19 protein-coding genes are annotated in these 25,913 nt (G+C 47.3%); 8 read left to right on the top strand and 11 right to left on the bottom strand.

Annotation, left to right across the window (positions count from 1 at the left end; genetic code table 11):
- Positions 1 to 671: 671 nt before the first annotated feature.
- The 4 genes from EYR25_RS03890 to EYR25_RS03875 all read left to right on the top strand — a co-directional run bounded on the left by EYR25_RS03890 (position 672) and on the right by EYR25_RS03875 (position 5,444).
- Positions 672 to 1,391, top strand: a complete 720-nt coding sequence (locus EYR25_RS03890; protein ID WP_133178608.1) for a hypothetical protein — start codon at positions 672 to 674, stop codon at positions 1,389 to 1,391.
- Between the two features lie 22 nt (positions 1,392 to 1,413).
- Complete coding sequence (gene mgtE, locus EYR25_RS03885; RefSeq protein ID WP_133178607.1) at positions 1,414 to 2,787, top strand: magnesium transporter; 1,374 nt, start codon at positions 1,414 to 1,416, stop codon at positions 2,785 to 2,787.
- A gap of 511 nt (positions 2,788 to 3,298) precedes the next feature.
- Entirely contained in the window at positions 3,299 to 4,387 is a 1,089-nt protein-coding gene (locus EYR25_RS21475; RefSeq protein WP_023268329.1) for a methyl-accepting chemotaxis protein, read from the top strand.
- 289 nt (positions 4,388 to 4,676) lie between these two features.
- Positions 4,677 to 5,444 carry a substrate-binding periplasmic protein gene (locus EYR25_RS03875; protein ID WP_133178606.1) on the top strand — a complete coding sequence of 256 codons (768 nt, stop codon included), beginning with the start codon at positions 4,677 to 4,679 and terminating at the stop codon, positions 5,442 to 5,444.
- 72 nt (positions 5,445 to 5,516) lie between these two features.
- Here the strand turns inward: EYR25_RS03875 and carB are convergent, their stop codons facing one another.
- The 6 genes from carB to EYR25_RS03845 all read right to left on the bottom strand — a co-directional run bounded on the left by carB (position 5,517) and on the right by EYR25_RS03845 (position 14,164).
- On the bottom strand, positions 5,517 to 8,741 hold the full coding sequence (gene carB, locus EYR25_RS03870; RefSeq protein ID WP_011716094.1) for a carbamoyl-phosphate synthase large subunit: 3,225 nt from the start codon (positions 8,739 to 8,741) through the stop codon (positions 5,517 to 5,519).
- A gap of 27 nt (positions 8,742 to 8,768) precedes the next feature.
- Positions 8,769 to 9,944: a glutamine-hydrolyzing carbamoyl-phosphate synthase small subunit gene (gene carA / locus EYR25_RS03865; RefSeq protein ID WP_023268331.1), complete on the bottom strand. Its 1,176-nt coding sequence runs from the start codon at positions 9,942 to 9,944 to the stop codon at positions 8,769 to 8,771.
- A 168-nt stretch (positions 9,945 to 10,112) separates the two neighbouring features.
- Positions 10,113 to 10,925, bottom strand: a complete 813-nt coding sequence (gene dapB, locus EYR25_RS03860; protein WP_011716092.1) for a 4-hydroxy-tetrahydrodipicolinate reductase — start codon at positions 10,923 to 10,925, stop codon at positions 10,113 to 10,115.
- Between the two features lie 72 nt (positions 10,926 to 10,997).
- Positions 10,998 to 11,615, bottom strand: coding sequence for a BamJ family beta-barrel-assembly machinery protein (gene bamJ, locus EYR25_RS03855; RefSeq protein ID WP_133178605.1), 618 nt, complete (start codon positions 11,613 to 11,615; stop codon positions 10,998 to 11,000).
- 192 nt (positions 11,616 to 11,807) lie between these two features.
- Complete coding sequence (locus EYR25_RS03850) at positions 11,808 to 12,617, bottom strand: M48 family metallopeptidase (RefSeq protein ID WP_133178604.1); 810 nt, start codon at positions 12,615 to 12,617, stop codon at positions 11,808 to 11,810.
- A gap of 191 nt (positions 12,618 to 12,808) precedes the next feature.
- Positions 12,809 to 14,164, bottom strand: coding sequence for a DEAD/DEAH box helicase (locus EYR25_RS03845; protein ID WP_133178603.1), 1,356 nt, complete (start codon positions 14,162 to 14,164; stop codon positions 12,809 to 12,811).
- Between the two features lie 599 nt (positions 14,165 to 14,763).
- Between EYR25_RS03845 and EYR25_RS03840 the strand changes: the two genes are divergently transcribed.
- Positions 14,764 to 15,828 (top strand): type I restriction endonuclease, encoded by a 1,065-nt coding sequence (locus EYR25_RS03840; RefSeq protein WP_088210917.1) that lies wholly within the window; start codon positions 14,764 to 14,766, stop codon positions 15,826 to 15,828.
- Positions 15,829 to 16,382: 554 nt separating this feature from the next.
- Here EYR25_RS03840 and dnaJ read toward each other — a convergent pair.
- Positions 16,383 to 17,516 carry a molecular chaperone DnaJ gene (dnaJ, locus tag EYR25_RS03835; RefSeq protein WP_023268337.1) on the bottom strand — a complete coding sequence of 378 codons (1,134 nt, stop codon included), beginning with the start codon at positions 17,514 to 17,516 and terminating at the stop codon, positions 16,383 to 16,385.
- Positions 17,517 to 17,625: 109 nt separating this feature from the next.
- Positions 17,626 to 19,545: a molecular chaperone DnaK gene (dnaK, locus tag EYR25_RS03830; RefSeq protein WP_011625422.1), complete on the bottom strand. Its 1,920-nt coding sequence runs from the start codon at positions 19,543 to 19,545 to the stop codon at positions 17,626 to 17,628.
- A 284-nt stretch (positions 19,546 to 19,829) separates the two neighbouring features.
- Here dnaK and EYR25_RS03825 point away from each other — a divergent pair, with 284 nt between their 5' ends.
- The 3 genes from EYR25_RS03825 to EYR25_RS03815 all read left to right on the top strand — a co-directional run bounded on the left by EYR25_RS03825 (position 19,830) and on the right by EYR25_RS03815 (position 21,775).
- On the top strand, positions 19,830 to 20,750 hold the full coding sequence (locus EYR25_RS03825; protein ID WP_011716084.1) for a DMT family transporter: 921 nt from the start codon (positions 19,830 to 19,832) through the stop codon (positions 20,748 to 20,750).
- Positions 20,751 to 20,885: 135 nt separating this feature from the next.
- Positions 20,886 to 21,362: a Cys-tRNA(Pro) deacylase gene (ybaK, locus tag EYR25_RS03820; protein WP_133178602.1), complete on the top strand. Its 477-nt coding sequence runs from the start codon at positions 20,886 to 20,888 to the stop codon at positions 21,360 to 21,362.
- Between the two features lie 110 nt (positions 21,363 to 21,472).
- On the top strand, positions 21,473 to 21,775 hold the full coding sequence (locus EYR25_RS03815) for a hypothetical protein (protein WP_023268341.1): 303 nt from the start codon (positions 21,473 to 21,475) through the stop codon (positions 21,773 to 21,775).
- 90 nt (positions 21,776 to 21,865) lie between these two features.
- Here EYR25_RS03815 and EYR25_RS03810 read toward each other — a convergent pair whose 3' ends face one another.
- The 3 genes from EYR25_RS03810 to EYR25_RS03800 form a co-directional block, all read right to left on the bottom strand.
- On the bottom strand, positions 21,866 to 23,143 hold the full coding sequence (locus tag EYR25_RS03810) for a glutamate-5-semialdehyde dehydrogenase (RefSeq protein ID WP_133178601.1): 1,278 nt from the start codon (positions 23,141 to 23,143) through the stop codon (positions 21,866 to 21,868).
- A gap of 12 nt (positions 23,144 to 23,155) precedes the next feature.
- Positions 23,156 to 24,274, bottom strand: coding sequence for a glutamate 5-kinase (gene proB, locus EYR25_RS03805; RefSeq protein ID WP_023268343.1), 1,119 nt, complete (start codon positions 24,272 to 24,274; stop codon positions 23,156 to 23,158).
- 174 nt (positions 24,275 to 24,448) lie between these two features.
- Positions 24,449 to 25,738 carry an NCS2 family permease gene (locus EYR25_RS03800; protein ID WP_133178600.1) on the bottom strand — a complete coding sequence of 430 codons (1,290 nt, stop codon included), beginning with the start codon at positions 25,736 to 25,738 and terminating at the stop codon, positions 24,449 to 24,451.
- Positions 25,739 to 25,913 lie beyond the last annotated feature (175 nt).

The following is a 25,913-nucleotide window of genomic DNA, read 5'->3' as shown; positions in this document are numbered from 1 at the left end:
ATTCCTCTTTAGCCAAATCATGCACTCAACAGCGCCGTTAACGGATTACCGCGTCAAAATATCTCTTTACCCAACGACTTAGGCAAGAGGTGACTCATAAAGACTGATACCTAAGGTTATACCTAAATCGATTTAATCATCAATCACAGTGTGTATTGCCACCAGCGACCTAGGCCGAAAAACCACAAAACAAACAATTAACTCACCAACCAACAACACCCAACCACTAAGGATGCAGCAAGATTAAAACCAACCAACTCAATTCATCCAAAAATAAAAACCATATTCAAACATAAACATAGCTAATTAGTGTTCAGGTTTGACTTTTAGCTTTAGCGGTTTAGAATCTAGCCACTTTTATCATTGCGGAGACCCACTGTGGGCACACACATAAGTGACAGTAGATGCCCTGTCCAAGTGACAGGATTAAACACCTAGCACTAGCCCGCAATGTTGTTGCTGCTACCTGCTAGGCAGGGTAGTAGCGTGACGCTTCCTCACTCCACTCCCATATATTCAATTTAAGCCTTTACCCATGGCCAATCATGCCCGTGCATACGCTCGGCTATTGGTTTTATCCGGCCTTGCGCTGGAGCTAAAGTGCTGGCCATTGAATACATCTTCACACATGTTTTGCCCCAGTAGGCTTCCCTTAATTTGGGAGTTTACCTATGGCTTATATCAAGCATACATCCACTTTAGCCCGGCAACCTTTAGCCCTATTTGGGCTATGCCTTAGTGTCACGGCGAACGCTTCATTGCTGGACCTTGATGATCCCGGCATCGCTGAACGTTGCGAGCTTCAGCTCGGCTGGCAACAACCTAGATCGGATCACTCTGCAACAACACTCAAAACAGCGGCGACCTGCAACCAAGGACAATGGGAATGGCACTTAGGTTTTGAACATCAACACCTAGGCGTTGAAAATCAACTCTTAGCTTTTGAAAGTCAAACAAACAGCAGCAATAACGAACAGCAAACCGAGCTGGGCATTAAGTTGCCCTTACATGCCGACACAGGCCCTTGGCAGAGCGCGCTGGCCATTAATCTGCAACACCATCATCAAGACAATCACCCCATTGCCGCAGAAGTGCTCGGTATTATGGGATATCAGATGGCGCGGGATTTACGCCTCTATAGCAATTTGGGCTTTTATCAACATGCGGCTCAGTCGCCGCAACTGATCGCGGGCGTCGCCATTGCCTTAGCGCCGAGTGAAGATCAGCAATGGGTCGGCGAAATTTATCGCAAGGCATCCGAAGCACACGCCTACCGGGTTGCCTATCAATGGTTACTCAAAAGACAGTTGCAACTCGAATTCAGTCTAGGCAACGACCTTAAGGGAAGTGCCCAGCAATTCGGTGCAGATATCACTTTTTTCTTTAAATAATAGCTCGTTGGGAGAATGACCTATGAACATGAACAACAACCAAAAAAACACTAAGCAAATTATCTTAGCCCTGCAAATCATCCTAGAGCAGCGCGACAGTGCTGGCATGGTCGCCTTGGCCAAAGAGCGCCATCCCGCGGACATTGCCGCCGCGCTCAGTACCTTTAGTCAGGCGCAGCAATTAGTGTTTTTGCAACTATCACCGGCAAAAGTTGCCGCCGATTTACTGCGCTATTTAAGCGATGATCAGCAAGCCGCATTAGTGAAACAGCTTGATAAAGCAACATTATCGTCGCTTTTGCTAACGATGGCGGCGGATGAGCGCGCCGATCTCTACAATCTGCTCGAACCTGAGCAGCAAAAACTCTTCTTGCCCGTGTTAGCGCAGGCTAAACGGGAAGAGCTGCGCACCTTAGCCGCCTACGATAAAACTAAGGTCGGTGCGGCGATGACATCGGATTATACCTTGCTCAATAGTCGACATACCGCCGCACAAGCGATTGATATGCTCCGCACGGAAACCGCCGACAAAGAAACCATATATCAAGCCTATGTGGTTGATATGTTGGGGCGCTTAATAGGTACAGTCTCGCTACGGCAATTACTGCTGGCTCAGCCGGAAGAACGGGTGGTCGATTTTATGAAGCCCAACCCCATTGCCTTGGATGCCAATGCCCAATGCCAAGAAGCAGTGCAGATGATCGCCCATTACGATCTGCTAGCTTTGCCCATTATCAATGGCAAGGGGCAATTGGTGGGGATTGTGACCTATGACGATGCGATGGACATTGCCAGCTCGCAGGCCGATCTCGAGTTCACCAAAACCGCGGCCATAGGCAATATCGAGCACAATTTAAAGACCGCCAGCATAGGGCTACTCTACCGTAAGCGTGTGGTGTGGTTGGTGATTTTGGTCTTTGGCAATATCTTCTCGGGGGCAGGTATCGCCTTTTTCGAAGATACGATTTCGAGCTATGTGTCTTTAGTGTTCTTTCTGCCTTTGCTTATCGACAGCGGCGGTAATGCTGGCTCCCAATCCGCTACCTTAATGGTGCGAGGATTAGCTACAGGTGAAGTGATACTCAAGGATTGGCTGTCACTGCTGGGACGCGAGTTAGGGGTTGCGGGATTACTCGGTGCCAGCATGGCGCTGGCGGTGTCCTTGCTCGGTTTCTGGCGCGGTGGCCCTGAAATTGCTCTTGTTGTCGCGCTAACTATGCAAGTGGTGGTGATTATTGGCAGCCTGATTGGTATGTCACTGCCCTTTTTACTCAGCAAGTTAAAAATGGATCCCGCTTCAGCCAGCGCGCCACTTATCACCTCAATAGCCGATATCATTGGTGTGCTGGTTTATTTTAGTATTGCAACCATGATTTTAGATTTACCGGCGGCATAGATAGAGGAGGAGTACGGGGTTTCTACACCCTATGACGTTTAGGGTGCTGACACTTCACGACTAACGTTTGTCGATATGGCAAACTTAGCCTCAGTAAATAAGACCTGATATCAATGTGGCTCTATGGGGTAAATGATGCCCCCAGAGAGCCACATTCAGCTGGCTGATTATGCCATCGATAAGCGCCAAGCTACTTAGAAATATCCATGGTTATGAAGCGTCAGCCCCCTAGACGGCTGAGTCTTTCTCTAAAATAAACCGCATCTTAGCCGATGATAATAGTATGAAAATCGACCTTATCATCTTGTATTTCGGGAATATATTGGGCAATTTATTTGCTCAACTTCATAAATCCACTGTTAATTAATAAAAAGATAAGAATAAAGAGTTGGGATAAGTTAATATTTCACCATCAGAAAAATTTTACCTAATCTTAACATTGACAGGGATTGCACCATAGACGTTAAAAAGCAGTAGCCATAACAATAGTAATAACGGTTTAGAGGTTTTTATGTGGTTTAATTCCAGACTCAAAGCAGAAAACGAAGCTCTAAAAAAACAGTTAATTGATCAACAGCATAGATATGAATCAGAACTTGAAGAGCTGAAGAATATGGCCCGCGAAAACGAGGCTATGCAGCAACAATCCCGTCAAAATACTGATTTATACAGCGAAGTCATCGCCTGCCAAAACCAAGGTGGCGAGATGTTAAATGCAGTGAGAGAAGGACTTGCAAGCAGTGCCGAATTACTCACTGAAGAAAAAGAATCATTATCTGAATTAGATAAAATTTTTGATCAAACACGAGTAGCCATAGGGAATTTAGGCAACCGAGCCAGCTATATCAATGAACAAGCCACAAATAGTATGAAGGCGGTGACTGAGCTTAACAGCACTACCTCATCTATTAACCAATTTGTTGCAGCTATCCAAGGGATCTCAGAGCAAACCAACCTACTCGCCCTTAACGCAGCAATTGAAGCCGCTCGGGCGGGAGAGGCGGGTCGTGGCTTTGCCGTTGTTGCCGATGAAGTCAGGCAATTAGCCAGTAAAGCACATGAGGCCAGTAGCCAAATCGAGAAGCTGGTTAAACAGATTGTGACGCAAGCTTCAAATATCAAAGAGATTGTTCATAACAATCAAAACAGCGCTCTCGATGTTGCCTCTTCTTCCACTCAAATAGGCCAAGTGGTTGAAGATGTGTTGCAACGCTCTAACAAAATGCAGCATGTGATTCATAATGCTGCGACAGCATCCTTTTTAAATACGACAAAACTAGACCACGCCGTTTGGAAAAGTAATGTATATCAACTGATTGAAAAAAATCATCACTCCCATGATGTAAACAGCCATACGGAATGCCGTTTAGGCCAATGGTATTTTAAAGGCTTTGGCGCAGAGAATTATCAGCATTTAAGCAACTTCAAAGCGCTGGACGCTCCCCATAAAGCGGTGCACGATGCGGGTAAAGCGGCACTTGCAGCTAGACAAAAAGGCAATTTACCCGAAATGGTCAGACAATTACGTTTAATGGAAGACTCAAGTATGCGAGTCGTTAATTGTCTCGATAATCTACTACGTGATGTTTACCGCCAGTAAAAACAACAACATCAAGCAATAGAGCGCCTTTGGCGCTTTATTGCTTGTAATGTACTCACAATCTCACTCGTCTCCTCCTAACAAGATCAATTGACGTTGTTTTTGCAAAAAGTATTTATTTTTATCTGCCTCAAATCATCGATATTGTTCAATCGTCAATTTCATCTACCAGCCTACAGATAACAAAATAACCCAAAAGTCGCTTGCTAGCTTAAGACTTGTCATCTTTAATTCATTGAGAGCATGCCGTGAGACTCGCATATAACATTCTAATTTTTTAGGGTTATTAATGAAATCTGTCATTCGCTTAGTGCTCATTATTTTTCTGTGCAGTATTCCACGATTCGCACTAGCCACTCTCAATATATATACGGAAGAATGGGCTCCCATTAGCTTTTCCGTTGACGGAAAACCCGACGGCTTAGCGGTACAAGTCGTACATGAAATCCAAAAACGACTTAATAACCATGAGCCAATAAGGGTTGTGCCTTGGGCTCGCGGTTGGAAGATTATGACGGAGCAACCTAATACAGTGCTGTTTACTATGACTCGTACACTCGAGCGAGAGCGCATGTTTAGTATGATAGGCCCCGTTGCAGTCGGTACAACAAACTTCTACGCCCTGAAAAACAGTCAATTAAACATAAACTCAATTGAAGATGCTAAGCAGGCAAAAGCAATTGGCGTATATCGCTCTTCAGTCGAAGAGCAATTATTACTCGAGCGTGGTTTTTCCAATATCGCGCCCTCTTCAACCCCGCTACTGAGCGCTAAGCAGTTAATGAAGCAACGCATTGATTTATGGTGTAATGCTAATCTCACAGCGCCAAGCATTTTGGCCGAAGCGGGGGCGAGCATTGATGATGTCAAATCCCTCTACACTATCAGTGCGAATCATCTGTACATTGCCTTTTCGAAGGGAACGCCAAGTGAAGAAATCGATAAATGGAAAGAAGCACTTATCAGTATTAAGGCCGATGGCACCTTTGCACAAATCTATCATCGCTGGCTGCCCAATGATGCACCGCCAATGGAAACCGAGCGTATTGGTTTATAAACCTTTTATCCCTTAAAAACAAAGGCCGGATAACTTAAGTTACCCGGCCTTTTGATTACAGAAGCTTATGGCTTATTTAGCCAGTACACGCTGATGCAGCTCTTGCACTGACGTCACGTTAGTGCGGTCATCCGCAGCGTGCGCCATACAAGTGGCGAATGCTGCGTTCATGGTCGTGGTGTAGTTCACTTTGTAACGCAGTGCACCGCGACGTAATTGACGAGAGTCTTCAATCGCTTGACGGCCTTCGGTGGTGTTCACTATATAGGTGTACTCACCGTTCTTGATGCGGTCAAGAATGTGTGGACGGCCTTCGTGTACCTTGTTCACTAAGCGTGGGTTGATACCCGCTTCACCTAGGATAACCGCGGTACCGTGGGTGGCATCAATTTGATAACCCAGCTCAATCAACTTAGCGGCTAAGTCGGCAACACGTTTCTTGTCGCTGTTACGCACAGACAACAGAGCACGACCAGACTTAGGCACTTCAGAAGTCGCACCTAACTGCGCCTTAGCATAAGCTTCGGCGAAGGTATCGCCCACGCCCATCACCTCACCTGTTGAGCGCATTTCAGGGCCTAACAGTGGGTCAACGCCAGGGAACTTGTTAAATGGCAGCACCACTTCTTTCACTGAGTAGAAAGGTGGGATCACTTCTTGAGTGAAGTTTTGCGCCTTCAAGCTTTGACCCGCCATCACACGGGCGGCAATCTTAGCTAACGGTACACCTGTCGCTTTCGATACGAATGGCACGGTACGCGCAGCACGTGGGTTAACTTCAATCATGTAGATTTCGTTATTCTTAACGGCAAACTGTACGTTCATCAGACCGACAACACCCAGCTCCATCGCAAGCTTACGTACTTGTACGCGCATTTCGTCTTGGATAGCTTGGCTTAAGGTGTAAGGAGGCAGTGAACAACCAGAGTCACCTGAGTGAACCCCCGCCTGCTCGATATGCTCCATAATCGCGCCGATAACTACGGTTTCGCCGTCACATACTGCGTCGATATCCACTTCGATAGCATCATCTAGGAAGTGGTCTAACAGTACTGGCGATGCGTTAGATACGCTTACCGCTTCGTTGAAGTAACGCAGTAAATCCTGTTGGTCGTAAACGATTTCCATCGCGCGGCCGCCAAGGACGTAGGATGGACGAACAACTAATGGATAACCGATACGCTCAGCGGCAATCACAGCACCTTCAACGGTGGTGACTGTATCGTTTTCAGGCTGTTTCATTTCCAGACGTTGAATCGCTTGCTGGAAACGCTCACGGTCTTCTGCACGGTCAATCGCATCTGGGCTAGTACCAATAATGGGTACACCTGCCGCCTCAAGGGCGCGAGCCAGTTTCAGCGGAGTTTGACCACCGTACTGTACGATAACGCCCTTTGGCTTCTCGATACGGACGATTTCTAACACGTCTTCTAAAGTAACAGGCTCGAAGTACAGACGATCTGAAGTGTCATAGTCGGTAGAGACGGTTTCAGGGTTACAGTTCACCATGATGGTTTCATAACCGTCTTCACGCAGTGCTAATGCCGCGTGCACACAGCAGTAATCGAATTCGATACCTTGACCGATACGGTTTGGACCGCCACCTAACACCATGATTTTCTCACGGTCTGATGGGTTCGCTTCACACTCTTCCTCATAGGTTGAGTACATGTAAGCAGTGTCGGTGGCAAATTCAGCCGCGCAGGTATCTACGCGCTTGTAAACTGGGTGGATGTCGAAACGGTCACGCAGTTTACGGACTTCAGTCTCGTTTACGCCAAGGACCGCCGCCAGACGCGCATCGGCAAAACCTTTACGCTTAAGCTTACGCAGCAGCTCTTCGTTAAGACCGGCTAAACCGCCTTCGGCCACTTGGCCTTCCAGCTTAATCAGCTCTTCAATCTGGACTAAGAACCATGGATCGATGTTGGTTAAACGGAAGATTTCATCCAGCGTTAAACCCGCACGCATAGCGTCGGCGATGTACCAAATACGGTCACAGCCTGGCTCTTTCAGCTCGAGGCGAATGCGCGCTAAGGCATCGGCTTTGGTTAAGTCAGTGATTGGGTCAAAACCGTGACGGCTCACTTCTAAACCGCGCAGAGCTTTTTGCAGTGACTCTTGGAAAGTACGGCCAATCGCCATCACTTCGCCCACTGACTTCATCTGAGTGGTTAAGCGATCGTTTGAGCCAGCAAACTTTTCAAAGTTAAAGCGAGGTACTTTAGTCACGACGTAGTCGATGGCTGGTTCGAATGACGCTGGGGTACGGCCGCCAGTGATGTCGTTCATCAGCTCATCGAGGGTGAAACCGACCGCTAACTTGGCGGCGATTTTCGCAATCGGGAAGCCTGTTGCTTTAGATGCCAGTGCCGATGAACGTGATACGCGTGGGTTCATCTCGATGATAACCATACGGCCATCTTTCGGGTTGATACCAAACTGTACGTTCGAACCACCGGTTTCAACACCAATCTCACGCAGTACCGCCATAGAGGCGTTACGCATCAGTTGGTATTCTTTATCAGTCAGGGTCTGCGCTGGGGCAACGGTGATAGAGTCACCGGTGTGCACGCCCATTGGATCGAAGTTTTCGATAGAACAGACGATGATACAGTTGTCGTTACGGTCACGAACCACTTCCATCTCGTATTCTTTCCAACCGATTAAGCTCTCGTCGATGAGTAGCTCTTTAGTTGGCGATAAATCTAAACCTTGAGAACAGATTTCTTCGAACTCTTCCTTGTTGTAGGCGATACCACCGCCCGAGCCACCCATAGTGAATGATGGACGGATAATACAAGGGAAACCAACGAGGTCGAGTACACCATAGGCTTCTTCCATGCTGTGGGCGATGCCCGCGCGTGGACACTCTAAGCCGATGCTCTTCATGGCTTTGTCAAAGCGGCTACGGTCTTCAGCTTTATCAATCGCATCGGCGGTTGCACCGATCATTTCAACGTTGAATTCAGCCAGTACGCCTTTAGCTTCAAGCTCAAGGGCGCAGTTTAGTGCGGTTTGACCGCCCATGGTTGGCAGAATCGCATCAGGACGTTCTTTCGCGATAATGTTACGTACCACTTCCCATTGGATTGGCTCGATGTAAGTGGCATCGGCCATTTCTGGGTCGGTCATAATGGTGGCAGGGTTAGAGTTCACCAGAATGACGCGGTAACCTTCTTCACGCAGGGCTTTACAGGCTTGAGCGCCTGAATAGTCGAATTCACACGCCTGACCAATAACAATTGGGCCAGCACCTAGGATAAGAATACTCTTTATATCTGTACGTTTTGGCATTGCTTCTCTCTTCTCCTAGCTTGCGTATTACTTAGCGTTCTGACTTTTCGTTACAAGACGATAGTGTTCAATAAGCTCGATAAAGTGATCGAACAGTGGGGCCGCATCGTTCGGACCAGGGCTCGCTTCAGGGTGACCTTGGAAGCTGAACGCAGGTTTGTCCGTCAGATGGATACCTTGCAGTGAACCATCGAACAGTGACTTATGAGTCACTTTGATATTGGCAGGTAATGTGGCTTCATCGGCAGCAAAACCGTGGTTTTGGCTGGTGATCATCACGTTACCTTTTTCGATATTGCTCACTGGGTGGTTAGCACCGTGGTGACCAAACTTCATCTTTAAGGTTTTCGCGCCTGATGCCAATGCCAGTAACTGGTGGCCTAAACAGATACCAAAAATTGGCGTATCAGTTTTCAGGATTTGTTGAATCGCTTCGATAGCGTAGTCGCATGGCTCTGGGTCGCCAGGGCCGTTAGAGAGGAACACACCGTCTGGGTTCATCGCTAACACTTCAGCAGCCGATGTTTTTGCCGGAACAACGGTGACGTCACAGCCACGGTCAACCAACATACGCAGGATGTTTTGCTTAACGCCGTAGTCGTAGGCAACGACTTTGTACTTCAGCGCTTCGGCTGGCGTATCTTCAGGCAAGCCGCCCACTAAACGCCAGCTACCCTTGCGCCATGGGTAAGCTTTGTCAGTAGTAACTTCTTTTGCTAAATCCATGCCCTTTAAACCCGGGAAGGCTTTAGCCGCAGCCAGTGCTTTCGCTTCATCTAAGTCAGCCCCCGCCATGATGCAACCCGCTTGGGCACCTTTTTCACGGAGGATTCGAGTTAATTTACGAGTATCGATATCTGCGATGCCAACAACGTTGTTTGCTTTGAGATAATCACTGAGGGTTTGCTGATTGCGGAAACTACTTGCTACGAGTGGAAGATCGCGAATGATTAAACCACAAGCATGAACCCCATTGGATTCGACGTCTTCATTATTGGTACCAGTGTTACCAATGTGGGGGTAGGTTAAAGTTACTATTTGGCGTGAATAAGAGGGATCAGTTAAAATTTCTTGGTATCCTGTCATGGAAGTGTTAAAAACAACTTCACCAACAGAGAGACCATCGGCACCTATCGCTGTGCCAGTGAATACGGTTCCATCTTCGAGTACGAGTAAGGCAGACTTTGTCAACGCGACCTCCATAAAGAGCCAAGCCACTGAAATATAATGTTTTTATGTTATGTTAAGATACCAATTTCCGCTGATTTACGAAATTTTGACAAATTCCAGCGAGTTTACAGGATAAACCCAAACTCGTCTACACCTTGGTATCTGAGTGCAAAAAAAAACGCCAATATGGCGTTTTTTCTGTTAATTCAAACCTAATACCTGCTGCATGTCATACAGACCCGGTTTTTGCTCCACTAACCAATGGGCGGCACGCATAGCGCCATTAGCAAAGGTCATACGACTAGAGGCTTTATGGGTGATTTCTAAACGCTCACCGATATCGGCAAACATGGCGGTATGCTCACCCACTAAGTCGCCCGCGCGCACAGTCGCAAAACCGATAGTTTCACGGTCGCGCTCGCCAGTGATCCCTTCGCGGCCATAGACGGCGCATTTTTCGAGATCACGCCCTAAGGTCTTGGCTATCACTTCACCCATTTTTAGTGCCGTGCCAGATGGTGCGTCTTTCTTATATCTGTGGTGACCTTCGATAATTTCGATATCGGTGTAATCGCCCATGACCTCAGCGGCCAACTCAAGCAATTTCCACATCAGATTGACACCCACAGACATATTCGGCGCCATCACTACCGGCGTTTGCTCGGCAAAGGCATTGATCTGTTCTTTTTGAGCATGATTGAAACCCGTTGTGCCGATCACCATGGCTTTCTTATGGCGTACACACCAGTCTAAATGGACAATACTGGCCTCTGGCGCAGTAAAATCAATCAGCACATCAAAGTCATCGGTCGCATAGTCGAGCGAATCCATGATAATGACATTTAACTTACCCACACCGACAAGCTCGCCTGCATCCACGCCAACTAAGCTTGAACCGGGACGCTCGATAGCCGCGCCTAAGCGAATGTGCTCTTGATGATAAGCCGATTCAATAAGAGTCCGTCCCATGCGTCCACCCGCACCGACAATTGCAACTCTCACTTGTCCACCCATTTCAATCTCCTCAAACCTGTTCATCACTTCCATACAAAAACGCCTAAGACTGGCTTAGGCGTTTCGATCACATTAGACGATGTCTAATAACTCGACTTCGAATACTAACGTTGAGTATGGAGGAATAGAAGCACCTGCACCACGCTCACCGTAAGCTAAGTGATGTGGAACATATAACTTTAACTTAGTGCCTACTGGCATCAGTTGCAGAGCTTCTGTCCAGCCTGCGATAACGCCAGATACTGGGAATTCAGCTGGTTGACCACGAACAACAGAGCTGTCGAACACGTCACCATTGATGAAAGAACCATGGTAGTGAGTACGCACTGTATCTTCGTAGGTTGGTTTTGCACCGCTACCTTGAACTAATACTTCGTATTGCAGACCAGAGTCAGTCACGATCACGCCTGCACGCTTAGCGTTTTCAGCTAAAAAGGCTTCGCCTTCGGCAGAAGCTTCTGCTGCAGCTTGCTCTTGAGCTGCTTGAATGCGACGGCTGATCTCAGTGAATGCAACTTGCATATCTTGCATAGATACAGCGCTTTCAACGCCAGCAAATGCATCAGCTAAACCTGCTTGAACGGCAGCAATATCCACACCTTCAAAAGAATTAGCAGCCAGTTGCTCGCCCATTTGACGACCTACACCATAGCTTGCTTGCTGTTCAACAGTACTGAATTTATCAGACATAATTAACGACTCTCAATGTTCAATGGAATTTTGCGCGCCAGTTTATCATAGTTCCACGCCCTATGCTGATAAACTGACTGCTTATTTAACTTTGGCGGCGATTTTACGTAACCGATGCGTATTTATCCAGCAATAGCACCTAATTGCGGCAAGATAAGGCCTGCCTCTAAACGAGCGCCAAGCCCTAAATCGCTATTTAGGCAACACGCATTGGTTTTTGATACTCGCCTTTGCGCTTTGATACAAAGGCTGCATTTGCCCCTGTAATTGCTCGAGTTGGGCAATGCGATTACTGTTGGATGGATGCGTTGATAACAGCTCTGGCCCTTGGCTACCACCCGCTTTCGACATATTGTGCCACAGCACCACGCTCTGCGCTGGGTCGAACCCTGCCCGCGCCATCAACTCCAGCCCCATCACATCTGCCTCACTCTCTTGAGCGCGACCAAAGGGTAAAATCACCCCGACCTGCGCCCCCAGTCCTAAGGCAGACATATATAAGTCACGGTTTGAGACGCCACTCGCGCCAAGGGCTGCATCGGCGATTTGCATCCCCATGCCCGTCATCTGCGCCCGAGAGACCTGTTCATTACCGTGTTGGGCTAATACGTGGGCCACTTCATGGCCTAATACGGTCGCCAGTTGGTCCGGAGTACTCGCGACGTTAAGTAACCCGGTATACACACCAATGTGTCCACCCGGCAATGCAAAGGCGTTAACTTGCTCGGAGTTGAACAAGACGACATCCCACTTCTGGCTTTGGTCGGGCAGCACCGCGGTGACGCGATTCGCCACGCAATTTACGTACTGTGTCAGCTTTTTATCGCTACTGATCTTTTGCTGCTTTTTCATTTCTTCAAAAGAAGCATCCCCCATTTGCTGCATTTGCGAGGATGAATAAAGCAAGGTTTGGCTACGTCCAGTGGGCGACTGTGTCGTTGCACAGGCGGTTAATCCGAGCGCAGCAGTCATCAACACTAAGCTTAATCGCTTTGATTTCATGTAGAACTCCCTTTTATCCTTTGATTGCTCGAACAGAAGATGAGCATTTGAGGGCTTACACAGTATTTTACTTTACCCGAAGCCAATGTCGATTCGAAAAATTGTGCCCTATTCCCTTCAAATATCGCTCAACCAGTTGATTTATTGGAAAATCAGATCCGGTGTAACGGCTTATCTTAGGTCATACGATATCAACGCTTACCTTTAAAGGCTTTGATGCTGTGCTTATTAAGACTGCGACGATTTGCCTGTTTGTCCCGAGGTGGGCGCTTAGGCGTCACTTTATTATCAGTACCATCCTCTCTGACTCTTTCGCTCGGCTTATCGGTTACAGGAAAGTCCGCCAATGATGCTAACGGTAACTCACGCGCCGTCAAGTTGCGGATCGCGGTTAAGCTTAGCATTTCACCATGGCACACCAAAGAGATGGCTAGCCCATTAGCGCCCGCCCTTGCGGTGCGGCCAATGCGGTGCACATACACGGGCGCACTGGTAGGTAAGTCTAAGTTGATCACCACAGGCAAGGCATCGACATGAATACCCCGGGCCATTAAATCCGTCGCCACCACCACTTGAATGCGATGGGCTTTAAAGTCGGCCAAGGTTTGGCTGCGCACGGTTTGATCTTTTTCGCCGTGCAGCGCGGCAGCATTTATCCCCGTCTTAACGAGTCGTTTCGCAATCGCATCGGCATCATCGCGGGCACTGATAAACACTAGCACTTGCTGCCATTGATATTGTTTGAGTAACGCAATCAATGCCTGCGCCTTGCTGCCCTTATTGACTAAATACAGTCGCTCTTCGATTTCAGCGGCGACAGCATTGCGTGTACTGGCCTCAACCCGTAGGGGATCATTGCTCAGCAATTTACCCGCCAAGGAATCCAACGCCTCTGGCAAGGTGGCTGAAAACAATAAGGTTTGCTTACGCTTAGGCATCATTGCCATCAGCTTTTGCACATCGGGCCAAAATCCCATTTCTAATAAGCGGTCGGCTTCGTCTAACACTAGGTATTTTATCGACTCGAGACTGATATGGGACTGTGTACATAAATCCAATAACCGCCCTGGGGTTGCCACGACAAGCTGCGGTTTAGCGGCAAGTTCGGCTAATTGCTCTTCCTGCGCGATACCGCCACAGAGGAGCTGAATATTCAAAGAAGACGATAACTTACTCGCCAGCGCGTGCAGCGCCTCGCTCACCTGCTGTGCTAACTCACGCGTTGGCACTAGCACCAAAGCCTGCACATTGCTGGTCGAGGATGATACAGACTCAGCCCCCGCTAATACGACTTGCTGCTGAAGTTGTTGATAGACTGCTTGCAGCAAGGGCAAACCAAAAGCCAAGGTCTTACCGCTACCGGTTTGCGATAGCGCTAACACATCTCGCCCAGCCAGAATCGCCGGAATCGCTAATTGCTGCACCCGTGTCGGATGCTTGAGTGCGGCAGGCAATACCGAACATAACGTCGAATTGATGCCAAGCTCGGCAAAGGTTAACGACTCAGGAGAAGGCTCAGGGGAAGTAGAAGGCTTAGGAATGGTCATCACAACACCAATAAAAACATGGGAGCGAAAGTTTACGCATAGTTGGCAGTTAATACCAATGTTGTTTGGGCTTTGACTAAAGCCTTGGGGTAGTTTTCGACGGGATATTTAACTATTTACGTTACGTAAGCCCAAAGCCTAATTTTCACACTTCATTTAAATTTTTAAATCAAAGATAAAGTCAAAGTCGTGGGTCTTCAACCCACACCCGACCAAAAGGGGATCAACAGCAATCCCCTCTTGGATCTCCCTTGCCGCCCCTAGCGAAGTTACATGCATTGATTACTAGCCTTGGTCTTATGGATAAATTGCTATCGCTTCCGAAGGCAACGTCCCTGTACCTGCGAAAGCTAGCCGGTCATCCATGACCGGACTCACGCAATTTATTCCAACGCCCCGCGGCAACTTCGCAGGGGAAGGTGTATACCTCTTGTTTTGTGTTCGGCTGTAAATTTTTCAAAAGAGAATAGCTTACTCATCCCGAACATTTGATTTTTATAAACCTAAAGTGTGCGCAAAGTGATCAATGTTGATTTTTTGGTACAACGTTCTGATATAGGCTATGTTTGTTTACTGAGTCAAACTATGAGGCCAATAAGATGGATTTTATTGAACGTATAAATGTTTTAGCCAAACGTATTCCACAAATTCAAAGCAATTTGCAGACTGAGGAAGCTACAAAAAACGCCTTAATTATGCCTTTCTTAGATAAAGTATTAGGATGGGATGTATACGACCCAACGGAAGTTATTCCAGAGTTTACTGCTGATACGATAAACAAAAAAGGGGAAAAAGTTGATTACGCTTTGATGAAGGATGGAGAGGTTCAAATACTCATCGAATGTAAGAAATATGGTGAAAAGCTTACAATTAAACATGCTTCGCAATTATTTAGGTATTTTTCAGTTACTAATGCTCGTCTTGCAATACTTACTAACGGTTCAGAATATCAAATATTTACTGACTCCGATGCTCCAAATAAAATGGATGAAAAGCCATTTTTGAAATTTGATTTAGAAGATATAGATGAACATATTATTCCAGAAGTTAGGAAACTCGCTAAATCTGTATTTAATATTGATTCTATTGTAAGTAGCGCTGGAGAGTTAAAGTACCTCAGTCAAATTAAGAAAATTGTGGCTGAGCAATTCAAAGAGCCAGAGGAAGAGTTTGTAAGATTTTTTGCTTCAAGAACGTATGAAGGAACTCTAACACCAAAAGTGAAGCAACAATTTCATGATATAACTCAAAAAGCTTTGATGCAGTTTTTGAGTGATAGCATTAATGAAAGAATAAAAACAGCATTAAATAATGATAAGTTAACTGAGGTACCACAAGCCGATGTACCTTCAACTCCCGAGGAAGAAAAGAATAAAGTAATAACGACAGAAGAAGAGGTTGAAGGTTATAACATTATCAAAGCAATTCTAAGACAGAAGGTTGATTTGAGTCGTGTTGTTGCTAGGGATACACAAAGTTATTTCGGTATATTGCTTGATGATAACAACCGTAAACCACTCTGTAGATTACATTTTAATGCAAAACAGAAATATCTAGGCCTTTTAGATGCTGAAAAGAATGAAACAAGGCATCCAATTAATAACTTAGATGAGATATTTAATTTTAGTGAGCAATTGATGAATACAGTCAACTTTTATGAGTAGTCAATGTCTACTCAAAATATGATGTGTACACCATCCCCTCGGAGTTGCCGCAGGGCGAATAGACAAATTGCGTGAGTCTTGCCATGGATGGCAAGCTAGCTTTCGCAGGTGCAGGGGCGAATGAAAATCGGTGATTTTCGCGCTTATGAGCGAGAGGCTGGGACTGCCAAACAGGAGGGCTTTACATGGATGTAAAGTGGAGCCTTCGGAAGCGATAGCAAATTTGGCTATGAGCACAAGGGGTTTTCAACTCCGTTGGGGACGCCGAGGGATATCCAAAAGGGGAACAGGCGCTTTTCCCCTTTTGGTCGGGTGTGGGGTGAAGCCCCACGACTTGGATTTTTCTTTAAAAAAGAGAAGCCTAACGCTAGGTTTAAGTCACGTACAATCTCGGCTATAAAGACAAATAGCAAAGCAGAACAATCAAACTAACATCAAACCTTTTAAGTGGTTTTGCATAAAACAACTATAAAAAAGCCCCGCTAGTGTTAAACACTGCGGGGCTTTATTTATCTAGTGCGCTGCTAACATAACAGCGGCGCCAGCAAACCTAATTAGCTATTTAGGTCTTGGAAGAACTTCTTCACGCCATCGAAAAAGCCTTCAGCCTTTGGGCTGTGCTTCTTTGATTCTCCGGTTAGGGTCGCTTCAAACTCTCGCAGTAATTCCTTCTGACGCTCGTTTAGGTTGACTGGTGTTTCCATCACCACTTTGCAGAGCAAGTCGCCCACGGCATGGCTGCGAACCGATTTAACCCCTTTACCACGCAGACGGAACATACGGCCGGTTTGCGTTTCGGCGGGGATCTTCAGGCTGACTTTGCCGTCCAGTGTTGGGACTTCAATCTCGCCGCCGAGCGCCGCTTTGCTGAATGAAATTGGCACTTCGCAGTAGAGGTTGTTGCCATCACGCACGAAGATAGCATGTTCACGTACTGTAACCTGAACGTATAAATCCCCCGGTGGCGCACCAAACTCACCCGCTTCACCTTCACCCGCTAAGCGGATACGGTCGCCAGTGTCGACACCCGCAGGGATCTTAACTGACAGGGTTTTAGTCTTCTCGACACGGCCATCGCCATGACACTTAGAGCAAGGATCTTTAATGATCTTGCCGCGTCCATGACAGGTTGGACATGGCTGTTGTACGGTGAAGAAACCTTGGCGCATTTGCACTTGGCCTTGACCATGACAGGTTGTACAAGTGGTCGCCGAAGTGCCTTTTTTCGCACCGCTGCCGTCACACACATCACAGCTAGCTAAGGTTGGAATACGCAGTTCTTTGGTGAGGCCTTTTACGGCTTCTTCCAGTGATAACTCTAGGTTGTAACGTAAATCTGAGCCGCGGGCCGCTTGGCGCTGACCACCACGGCGTCCACCGCCGAAAATATCGCCAAAGACATCACCGAAAATATCGCCGAAATCTCCCGCGCCGCCGTAGCCACCACCGCCGCCGCGATTCGGATCCACACCCGCATGACCAAATTGGTCATAGGCCGCTTTTTTGTTGGCATCGGTAAGGATTTCGTAGGCTTCTTTAACTTCTTTAAAGCTCGCCTCGGCTGCTTTGTCGCCAGGGTTGCGATCGGGGTGAAACTTCATCGCCAAACGCTTGTAGGCTTTTTTAATTTCACGCTCGCTGGCGTCACGACCAACGCCTAATACTTCGTAATAATCTCGCTTTGACATAATCTCATGCTTCTCAGCTTAAGTTGAACGAACGGGCGTTAGGGTTTCCCCGTAACGCCCGCCTAGAAATTAACTATTTGAAATCAATCAATTTGATTGAAAGCAAATGTTATTTCTTGTCGTCTTTCACTTCTTCAAATTCAGCATCGACAACGTCATCGGCAGTCGCGTTAGACTGTTTAGCAGCACCTTCTTGTGCGCCGCCTTGAGTTTGAGCTTTAGCCTGAGCAATTTCCATCAGCTTAGCAGACGCTTCAATCAGCTCTTGAGTCGCTTTTTCAATGGCTTCTTTGTCGTTGCCTTTAGTTGCAACTTCAACTGCGCTCATTGCCGCTTCAATCTTAGCTTTGTCGTCTGCTGGCAGTGCATCGCCCGCTTCTTCAACTTGTTTCTTAGTTGCGTGAACTAAGCCGTCAGCTTGGTTGCGAGATTGCACTAACTCTTCAAACTTCTTGTCTTCTTCAGCGTGTGCTTCAGCGTCACGTACCATTTGCGCCACTTCTTCTTCGCTTAAGCCTGAAGAAGCTTTGATGGTGATGTTTTGTTTCTTACCGGTTTTCTTGTCGGTCGCAGAAACATGCAGAATACCGTCAGCGTCGATATCGAACATCACTTCGATTTGTGGCATGCCACGTGGTGCTGGCTCAATACCGTCAAGATTGAACTGACCTAATGACTTGTTCGCGCTCGCTTGCTTACGCTCACCTTGCAGTACGTGAATGGTTACTGCGCTTTGGTTGTCATCGGCTGTTGAGAACACTTGCTGTGCCTTAGTCGGAATAGTGGTGTTTTTCTCAATCAGCTTGGTCATTACGCTGCCCATGGTTTCGATACCCAGAGACAGTGGTGTTACGTCTAACAGCAGAACGTCTTTCACGTCGCCTGACAGTACGCCCGCTTGAATCGCAGCACCTACGGCTACGGCTTCGTCTGGGTTAACGTCTTTACGAGGTTCTTTACCGAAGAAGTTAGAAACCGCTTCTTGAACCTTAGGCATACGGGTTTGACCGCCCACTAAAATCACTTCGTTAATGTCTGATACTGATAAGTCAGCGTCAGCCAGTGCCACTTTTAATGGCTCTAAGGTACGAATGATTAAGTCTTCAACCAGTGACTCTAACTTAGCACGGGTGATTTTTACCACTAAGTGCTTAGGACCTGTTGCATCGGCAGTGATGTATGGCAGGTTCACTTCAGTTTGGTTGGTGCTTGACAGCTCAATCTTCGCCTTTTCAGCCGCTTCTTTCAGACGTTGCATTGCTAATGGATCTTTACGCAAATCTAAGCCTTGCTCTTTCTTGAATTCATCAGCTAAGTAGTTGATTAAACGGTTGTCAAAGTCTTCACCACCTAAGTGAGTGTCACCGTTAGTCGCTAATACTTCGAAAGTTTGGTCGCCGTCGTTGCTGTCGATTTCGATGATAGAGATATCGAATGTACCACCACCTAAGTCGTACACTGCAACGATGTTGTCGCCTTGCTTCTTGTCGATACCGTAGGCCAGTGCTGCAGCCGTTGGTTCGTTGATAATACGTTTAACTTCAAGACCTGCGATGCGGCCCGCATCTTTAGTGGCTTGACGTTGTGAATCGTTAAAGTATGCAGGAACGGTAATTACCGCTTCAGTCACTTCTTCACCTAAGAAGTCTTCTGCTGTTTTCTTCATCTTTTTCAAGATTTCAGCAGAAACTTGTGGTGGAGCCATTTTGTTGCCACGTGATTCAACCCAAGCATCACCGTTGTCGGCTTGGATAATTTTGAATGGCATGATGTTCACGTCACGTTGAACTTCGTCATCTTTGAAGCGACGACCGATCAAACGCTTGATCGCGAAGAATGTGTTATTTGGGTTAGTTACAGCTTGGCGTTTTGCTGGCTGACCCACGATGGTCTCATCATCGGTGTAAGCGATGATAGACGGGGTTGTGCGATCGCCTTCAGCATTCTCTAATACGCGTGCTTTGCCACCATCGAGGACAGCTACACAAGAGTTTGTTGTGCCTAAGTCGATACCAATAATTTTACCCATGAGGTCCTCCGAAAAATTTCTGTCAAACTAAATTTATAAGTTGGTTTTGATATGGGGCCGGACGCATTTTTTTCAAGTCCACTGTTGGCCACCTTCTCTGCCTTAACACCTATATTGGGACAGGGAATTTAATTACAAGGGCCATACAAAAAATTTTCTGATTTATCTTTCAAAGTGCGTGAATGTATAAAATATTCAAAACCGCAAAATCCGCTTGCTTATCAGCAATAGCTGTTATTCAATCTGCGCACATTGAGTGATGTATAAGCGCATAGGGTAATAGTGTGAAATCTTCAAATTTGGCGTATGTGTACGGCATGGCCGCGGTATTCCTCTGGTCGACGGTGGCAACCGCCTTTAAGATTGCCCTCGGATTTTATAGCCCATTGCAGTTGGTGTTTGTGGCGGTCCTCACTTCAATCATCGCCCTAGGTGCTATTCTCGCTTGGCAGAAAAAACTGCCACTCCTTAAAGCGCAGCTCCTGCGTCGCCCGGCGTTTTATCTGGTTACCGGGCTAATTAACCCTTTTCTGTATTATGTGGTGCTGTTTAAAGCCTATTCACTATTACCCGCCCAGCAGGCACTCTCACTCAATTACACTTGGGCGGTATTGCTGCCGCTGTTAGCCGCGCCGCTCTTGAAACAACATTTGCGTAAGAGCGATATGATTGCAGCACTGATCGCCTATTCTGGGGTCTTTATTATCGCCACCGGCGGCGATGTCAGCGGTTTTCGCTTCGACAGTCCGCTCGGGATTGGGCTTGCATTAACCAGCACTTTGCTCTGGTGCCTATATTGGATTGTGAACACTAAAGATCAAGGTGACCCCGTCGTCAGCCTACTATTAAGCTTTTTGATTGGTTTGCCCTTTATTACCGTGACACTGCTACTGACCGATACCCTACCTAGCTTTAGTTTGAGCGCCGTGATGGCGGGGATGTATGTCGGCTTATTTGAAATGGGGATTACCTTTGTACTCTGGTTAATGGCACTTAAAACCGCGACTCGCACGGCCAATATCAGTACCTTAGTATTTTTATCGCCAGTGATGTCGATTGGCTTTATTGCTTGGATTTTGCAAGAGACTATCGCCACCGCAACTTATATCGGATTAGGTTTTATTTTAAGTGGCATGATGTTGCAGCAGTTATTCCCACGCTATCTCGAGCGCAAAACCAAGCTCAATGCCAAGCTTGCTGACTGAATAAGGCGTATCACTCGGGCATAGGCAATTTATGCCCGAGCTAACATTTTAACGCCGCAGAAAGGGCTACTATGGCGGACTTTTATTGCCCCTAGACTTTTATTGCACCTAATTTTGGGGCGCGAGGACGAGAGCATGACACCAGCCATACAAATGGCAAAGAAAGCCAAAATTCCCTTTGAAATCTTAGAATACAGTCACGACCCACACTGCGCCGCTTACGGTGAAGAAGCCGCCAATGTGTTAGGGCTCGCCCCCGCGCAAGTGTTTAAAACCTTACTGGTTGCGACCGATAAAGCCCATCCGCCGCTTGCTGTTGCGCTCGTTCCGGTTGATCATCAACTCAATTTAAAAGCCGTCGCTAAATGTTTAGGCCAGAAAAAACTGCAAATGGCCGATGCGGATTTAGCACAAAAATCATCAGGCTACCTCGTTGGCGGAATAAGCCCCCTAGCCCAGAAAAAACAGCTGCCAACGATCATTGATGAAAGTGCAAAGCAATACGACAAAATCTATGTCAGCGCTGGTCGCCGCGGCCTTGAAATCTGTCTTGCGGCGAATGACTTAGCGAAATTATGCCGCGGGTCTTTTGCAGATATTAAAACGCTTTAGCCTACAAACGTCAGTCAAATTCTTTTAGACACTACCCATAAAAGTCATTGAAAAGCATGTCTTAACCGTCTATAAATTAAACTATCGATTGAGTGGCTAAGGATAGTCATATGCAAAAATCAACTCAATGGGATCAAGAAGATGGCATAAGCCCTATCGGTTGGGTCGCCATGCTCATTTGTATTGCCCTTTTTATCTATGAGCATTTTTTCGGAAATGGTTTTACCACTATGGTGGTCATGCTTTATTGCACTTTTTTACTCCCCTCAGTACTTATCACCCGCAGAGTACAAGAAAAGTATTTTTTGTATACTTTGAATTACATTAGAGCCTTTCGCACATTCACCACGGTGATGTCTATCGCTTTTGTATGTTTGTGGGTGATAGCGACTTACACTCCACTCATCCATTAATCGAGATATTTGCCAACAGAAAAGCCGCTATTGCGGCTTTTCTGATCGGTGATTTTGCAGATCACAACAGCTTACTCCTTGTTAGGAGAACTAAGCGCGGCTAGTGTAATCACCCCATGCTAACCACTTATAGGTGGTCAGCGCCTCAAGCCCCATAGGACCACGGGCATGGAGTTTTTGAGTGCTCACTGCTACCTCGGCGCCCAAGCCAAATTGGCCGCCATCGGTAAAGCGGGTACTGGCATTTACATACACAGCGGCCGAATTCACCTCATTCATAAAATGCGTTGCAGCATGGATATCATCGGTGATAATCGCCTCAGAGTGCCCACTGGAATAGGTACGGATATGGGCAATGGCTGTATCTATATCGCTCACCACTTTAATGCCTAAGGTCAAAGACAACCACTCTGTCGCAAAGCTTTGCTCTGTTGCTGGGGAAATATCAAACCCCAGCCCATCAAGGAGTGCATAGCTTTGTTCGCACACCGAAAAACGCACACCTAAACGATGTAAGTATTCGGCAATTTGCGGCACAAAACGCTCGGCAACTGCGTTATCCACCAGCAAGGTATCCAGCGCGTTGCATACCGTCGGGCGCTGCACTTTTGCGTTGGCAATCACCTCGAGAGCCCGCTCAAGATCGGCATGTTTATCAACATACAGATGACAAATCCCAATGCCACCTAAAATCACCGGAATCGTCGCTTGCTCGGCGCATAGGCGCTGCAGTGCTTGTCCGCCACGGGGGACTATCATATCGACATATTGGTCGAGCTTGAGTAAACCAGTGACTAAGGCTCTATCGGGAGAATCAATCAGCTGCACCGCATCGACTGGCAGACCTTGGCTCGCAATCGCGCCACGGATCACTTCACTAATCAGTTTGTTAGATTCGAGCGTCTCTTTTCCGCCGCGCAGAATCACTGCGTTACCGGTTTTAAGTGCCAGCACAGCAATATCGACCGTCACATTCGGCCGCGCCTCATAGATAACCCCTATCACCCCCAGCGGTACGCGGCGGCGCGTAAGCCTTAACCCATTATCCAACACTCGGCTGCCAAACTCTTCGCCAACGGGATCGGCAAGACGCACCACATCACCAATATCACCGATAATCCCCGCCAGACGCGACTCGTTAAGCAACAGCCTATCGATCATTGCATCATTCAAGCCTTCAGCCTTAGCGGCTGCAACATCTTTGGCGTTAGCCGCAAGAATCGCCAGAGTGTTCTGCGTCAGGGCCTCGGCAATCGCCTCGAGTAAATCCGCTTTCTGTGCGGTGCTAAGATTCGCTAAGGCATAGCTGGCTTGCTTAGCCTGACTGCCCAGTTGTTGTAAATATTGCGCTTGATTCGTTTGACTCAAAACAGACCTCGCTTATAAGACGACCATGTCGTTGCGGTGCACTATTGCGTCACCATAATCGTAACCGAGCACAGACTCGATTTCGTCGGAATGTTTACCCGCAATTAACCCTAAGGCCTCACCACAGTAGCGGGTGATGCCTCTGGCAATGATTTTGCCTTTTTGATCAACCAATTGCAGGGTTGCACCACGTTCAAATTCCCCTTTAACGCCAATAATCCCCTTAGAGAGCAGACTGCGACCTTTTTCGGTCACGGCTTTCACCGCGCCCGCATCGAGCACCAGAGAACCTTGGGCGGCGGGTCCCGCTAAAATCCACTGTTTGCGACTCTCTAATGGATTTTCGATGGCACTAAAATGGGTGCCAATCGATTCTTTAGCGACCACCTTTTTAATCACATCGGGGTGATGACCCGAGGCAATCACCACTTCAATGCCCGCGCGGCGAGCAATATCCGCAGCTTCTAGCTTAGTCGACATTCCGCCCGTGCCTAAACCCGACACCGAACCACCCGCCAACAAACGCAGACTGTCGTCAATTTTCTCGACCTGAGAAATCAGCTTAGCATTAGGGTTAGTGCGCGGATCGGCGTCGAATAAGCCCTTTTGATCCGTCAACAAAATCAACAGGTCGGCATCACACAACAGTGCCGCTCGCGCCGACAAGTTGTCGTTGTCGCCCACTTTGATTTCATTAGTGGCGACCGCATCGTTTTCATTGATGATGGGAATAATATTGTTTGCCAGCAAAGCATTAAGGGTATCGCGGGCATTCAAATAGCGCTCTCGATCGTGTAGGTCAGCACGGGTCAGCAGCAATTGCCCTACATGCAAACCGTAAATACTAAAGAGTTGTGCCCAAGCAAGAATAAGCTGACTCTGCCCGACAGCGGCTAATAATTGTTTATTGGCCATAGTGTCGGGCAATACCGGGTATTGGAGATGTTCGCGTCCGGCGGCAATTGCGCCAGAAGTGCATAATACGACTTCGACCCCTGATCTCATCAGTGCGGCCATTTGACGAGCAAGCTCAACCATATGGGCTTTATCTAGCTGTTTACTGCCAGACGTCAGCACACTCGTCCCTAACTTCACTACCACGCGGCGATACGCAATCTCACTTAAATTCATTATTCATATGTAGAAAATAACCGGGTAATCCTTATACCTAATCCGCAGAGCAATTGGTAGTTAGTGGGCAGCATGTGGGTAGAAATTTTCAATTCTGCTTGGGATCGCGCATAAAAAAGGGCCATCGATTAGATGACCCTCAAAAAAACCGCCTAATTGGCGACTGGCTAAGTATCAGCCGTAAATAAATTTCGCAATAAACATCGCCGCGAGCACTATCACCCCGATATTTAAATCGTTAAAACGGCCTGTTAACAGTTTGATGGCGGCATAAGAAATAATCCCCAGCGCAATCCCGGTAGCGATAGAGAAGGTCAACGGCATCAGGATACAGACCACAACTACTGGCGCAGCTTCTGTTAAATCTTCCCATTCGACGTGAACCAGTCCGGACATCATCAGAATCGCCACATAGAACAGCGTACCAGCCGTGGCATAGGTGGGGATCATCCCTGCCAATGGTGATAAGAATAAGGCCAAGATGAACAGTAAGCCGACCACGACAGCGGTTAAGCCAGTACGGCCGCCTGCACTCACCCCAGCGGTACTTTCGATATAACTGGTGGTGGTTGACGTACCGAATGCAGCGCCCGCAATCGTCGCTAAACTGTCCGCAGTTAAAGCACGGTTTAGGCGAGGTAAACGGCCCTTTTCATCGAGGAAACCACCACGCTGCGCCACCGCAACTAAAGTGCCAGAGGTATCAAAGAGATCCACAAATAAGAAGGCAAATACCACAGACAGCATTGTCACTTCAAATACTTGGGATAAATCCATCGCCATAAAGGTCGGTGCGACTGAAGGCGGCATAGAGACGATACCCTTGTACTGCACATCACCGAAGATTAATCCCAATCCTGTGATGATCAGGATGCTTAAAATCACCGCCGACTTCATGCCACGTTGCACCATGGCGATGATCAGGAAGAAACCTAACACTGCCATCACCGCTGGGAAGGCGGTAATATCACCCATAGTCACTAAGGTTGCGGAGCTTGCTACCACAATGCCAGCGCTCTTAAGACCAATCAGTGCGAGGAATAAACCAATACCCGCAGCAATACCAATACGCAGTGACATAGGAATGCTGTTAACAATCCACTCGCGAATACGCACTAAGGATAAGATTAAAAAGCAAATTCCCGATAAGAAAACCGCACCAAGCGCCGTTTCCCAGCTGTAACCCATTTCACCCACAACTGTGTAGGTAAAAAAGGCATTGAGTCCCATACCTGGGGCCAGTGCAATGGGATAGTTCGCCATGATACCCATCACAATACAGCCCACCGCCGCCGCTAAACAGGTGGCCACAAACACGGCGCCATGATCCATACCCGCATCGGCTAACATCATTGGATTCACAAAAATGATGTAAGCCATAGTCATAAATGTTGTCAAACCTGCTATCGCTTCCTGCTTGAGGCTCGTTTGATTTTGTTTCAGTTTGAACAGCTTTTCTAACATGGAACTGGGTTCCTTTTATTTTAAGTAGGTAGGGTCTAAAAATGTAAACACTATGTAGCAGTGTTTTTCGCAGGGGGATTATAGGGAGTTTGTGCTGGTCAGGCCAGAAAATTGATGGAGATTTTCTTGATAGAAATCGCTAAAGAGAACAAAAAACCAGCGAGCTTAATTTATA

The sequence above is a fragment of the Shewanella decolorationis genome (genome assembly GCF_004354305.1).
In the GTDB taxonomy this organism is placed as follows: Bacteria; Pseudomonadota; Gammaproteobacteria; order Enterobacterales; family Shewanellaceae; genus Shewanella; species Shewanella decolorationis.
The sequence above is the reverse complement of the archived record's forward strand: the minus strand, read 5'-3'. Positions and strand labels throughout refer to the sequence as shown.

Excerpts from the sequence above, each read along its gene's own strand:
- EYR25_RS03890 (WP_133178608.1), top strand. The coding sequence starts at position 672 with ATGGCTTATATCAAGCATACATCCACTTTAGCCCGGCAACCTTTAGCC.
- mgtE (WP_133178607.1), top strand. The coding sequence starts at position 1,414 with ATGAACATGAACAACAACCAAAAAAACACTAAGCAAATTATCTTAGCC.
- EYR25_RS21475 (WP_023268329.1), top strand. The coding sequence starts at position 3,299 with ATGTGGTTTAATTCCAGACTCAAAGCAGAAAACGAAGCTCTAAAAAAA.
- EYR25_RS03875 (WP_133178606.1), top strand. The coding sequence starts at position 4,677 with ATGAAATCTGTCATTCGCTTAGTGCTCATTATTTTTCTGTGCAGTATT.
- carB (WP_011716094.1), bottom strand. The coding sequence starts at position 8,741 with ATGCCAAAACGTACAGATATAAAGAGTATTCTTATCCTAGGTGCTGGC.
- carA (WP_023268331.1), bottom strand. The coding sequence starts at position 9,944 with ATGGAGGTCGCGTTGACAAAGTCTGCCTTACTCGTACTCGAAGATGGA.
- dapB (WP_011716092.1), bottom strand. The coding sequence starts at position 10,925 with ATGGGTGGACAAGTGAGAGTTGCAATTGTCGGTGCGGGTGGACGCATG.
- bamJ (WP_133178605.1), bottom strand. The coding sequence starts at position 11,615 with ATGTCTGATAAATTCAGTACTGTTGAACAGCAAGCAAGCTATGGTGTA.
- EYR25_RS03850 (WP_133178604.1), bottom strand. The coding sequence starts at position 12,617 with ATGAAATCAAAGCGATTAAGCTTAGTGTTGATGACTGCTGCGCTCGGA.
- EYR25_RS03845 (WP_133178603.1), bottom strand. The coding sequence starts at position 14,164 with ATGACCATTCCTAAGCCTTCTACTTCCCCTGAGCCTTCTCCTGAGTCG.
- EYR25_RS03840 (WP_088210917.1), top strand. The coding sequence starts at position 14,764 with ATGGATTTTATTGAACGTATAAATGTTTTAGCCAAACGTATTCCACAA.
- dnaJ (WP_023268337.1), bottom strand. The coding sequence starts at position 17,516 with ATGTCAAAGCGAGATTATTACGAAGTATTAGGCGTTGGTCGTGACGCC.
- dnaK (WP_011625422.1), bottom strand. The coding sequence starts at position 19,545 with ATGGGTAAAATTATTGGTATCGACTTAGGCACAACAAACTCTTGTGTA.
- ybaK (WP_133178602.1), top strand. The coding sequence starts at position 20,886 with ATGACACCAGCCATACAAATGGCAAAGAAAGCCAAAATTCCCTTTGAA.
- EYR25_RS03815 (WP_023268341.1), top strand. The coding sequence starts at position 21,473 with ATGCAAAAATCAACTCAATGGGATCAAGAAGATGGCATAAGCCCTATC.
- proB (WP_023268343.1), bottom strand. The coding sequence starts at position 24,274 with ATGAATTTAAGTGAGATTGCGTATCGCCGCGTGGTAGTGAAGTTAGGG.
- EYR25_RS03800 (WP_133178600.1), bottom strand. The coding sequence starts at position 25,738 with ATGTTAGAAAAGCTGTTCAAACTGAAACAAAATCAAACGAGCCTCAAG.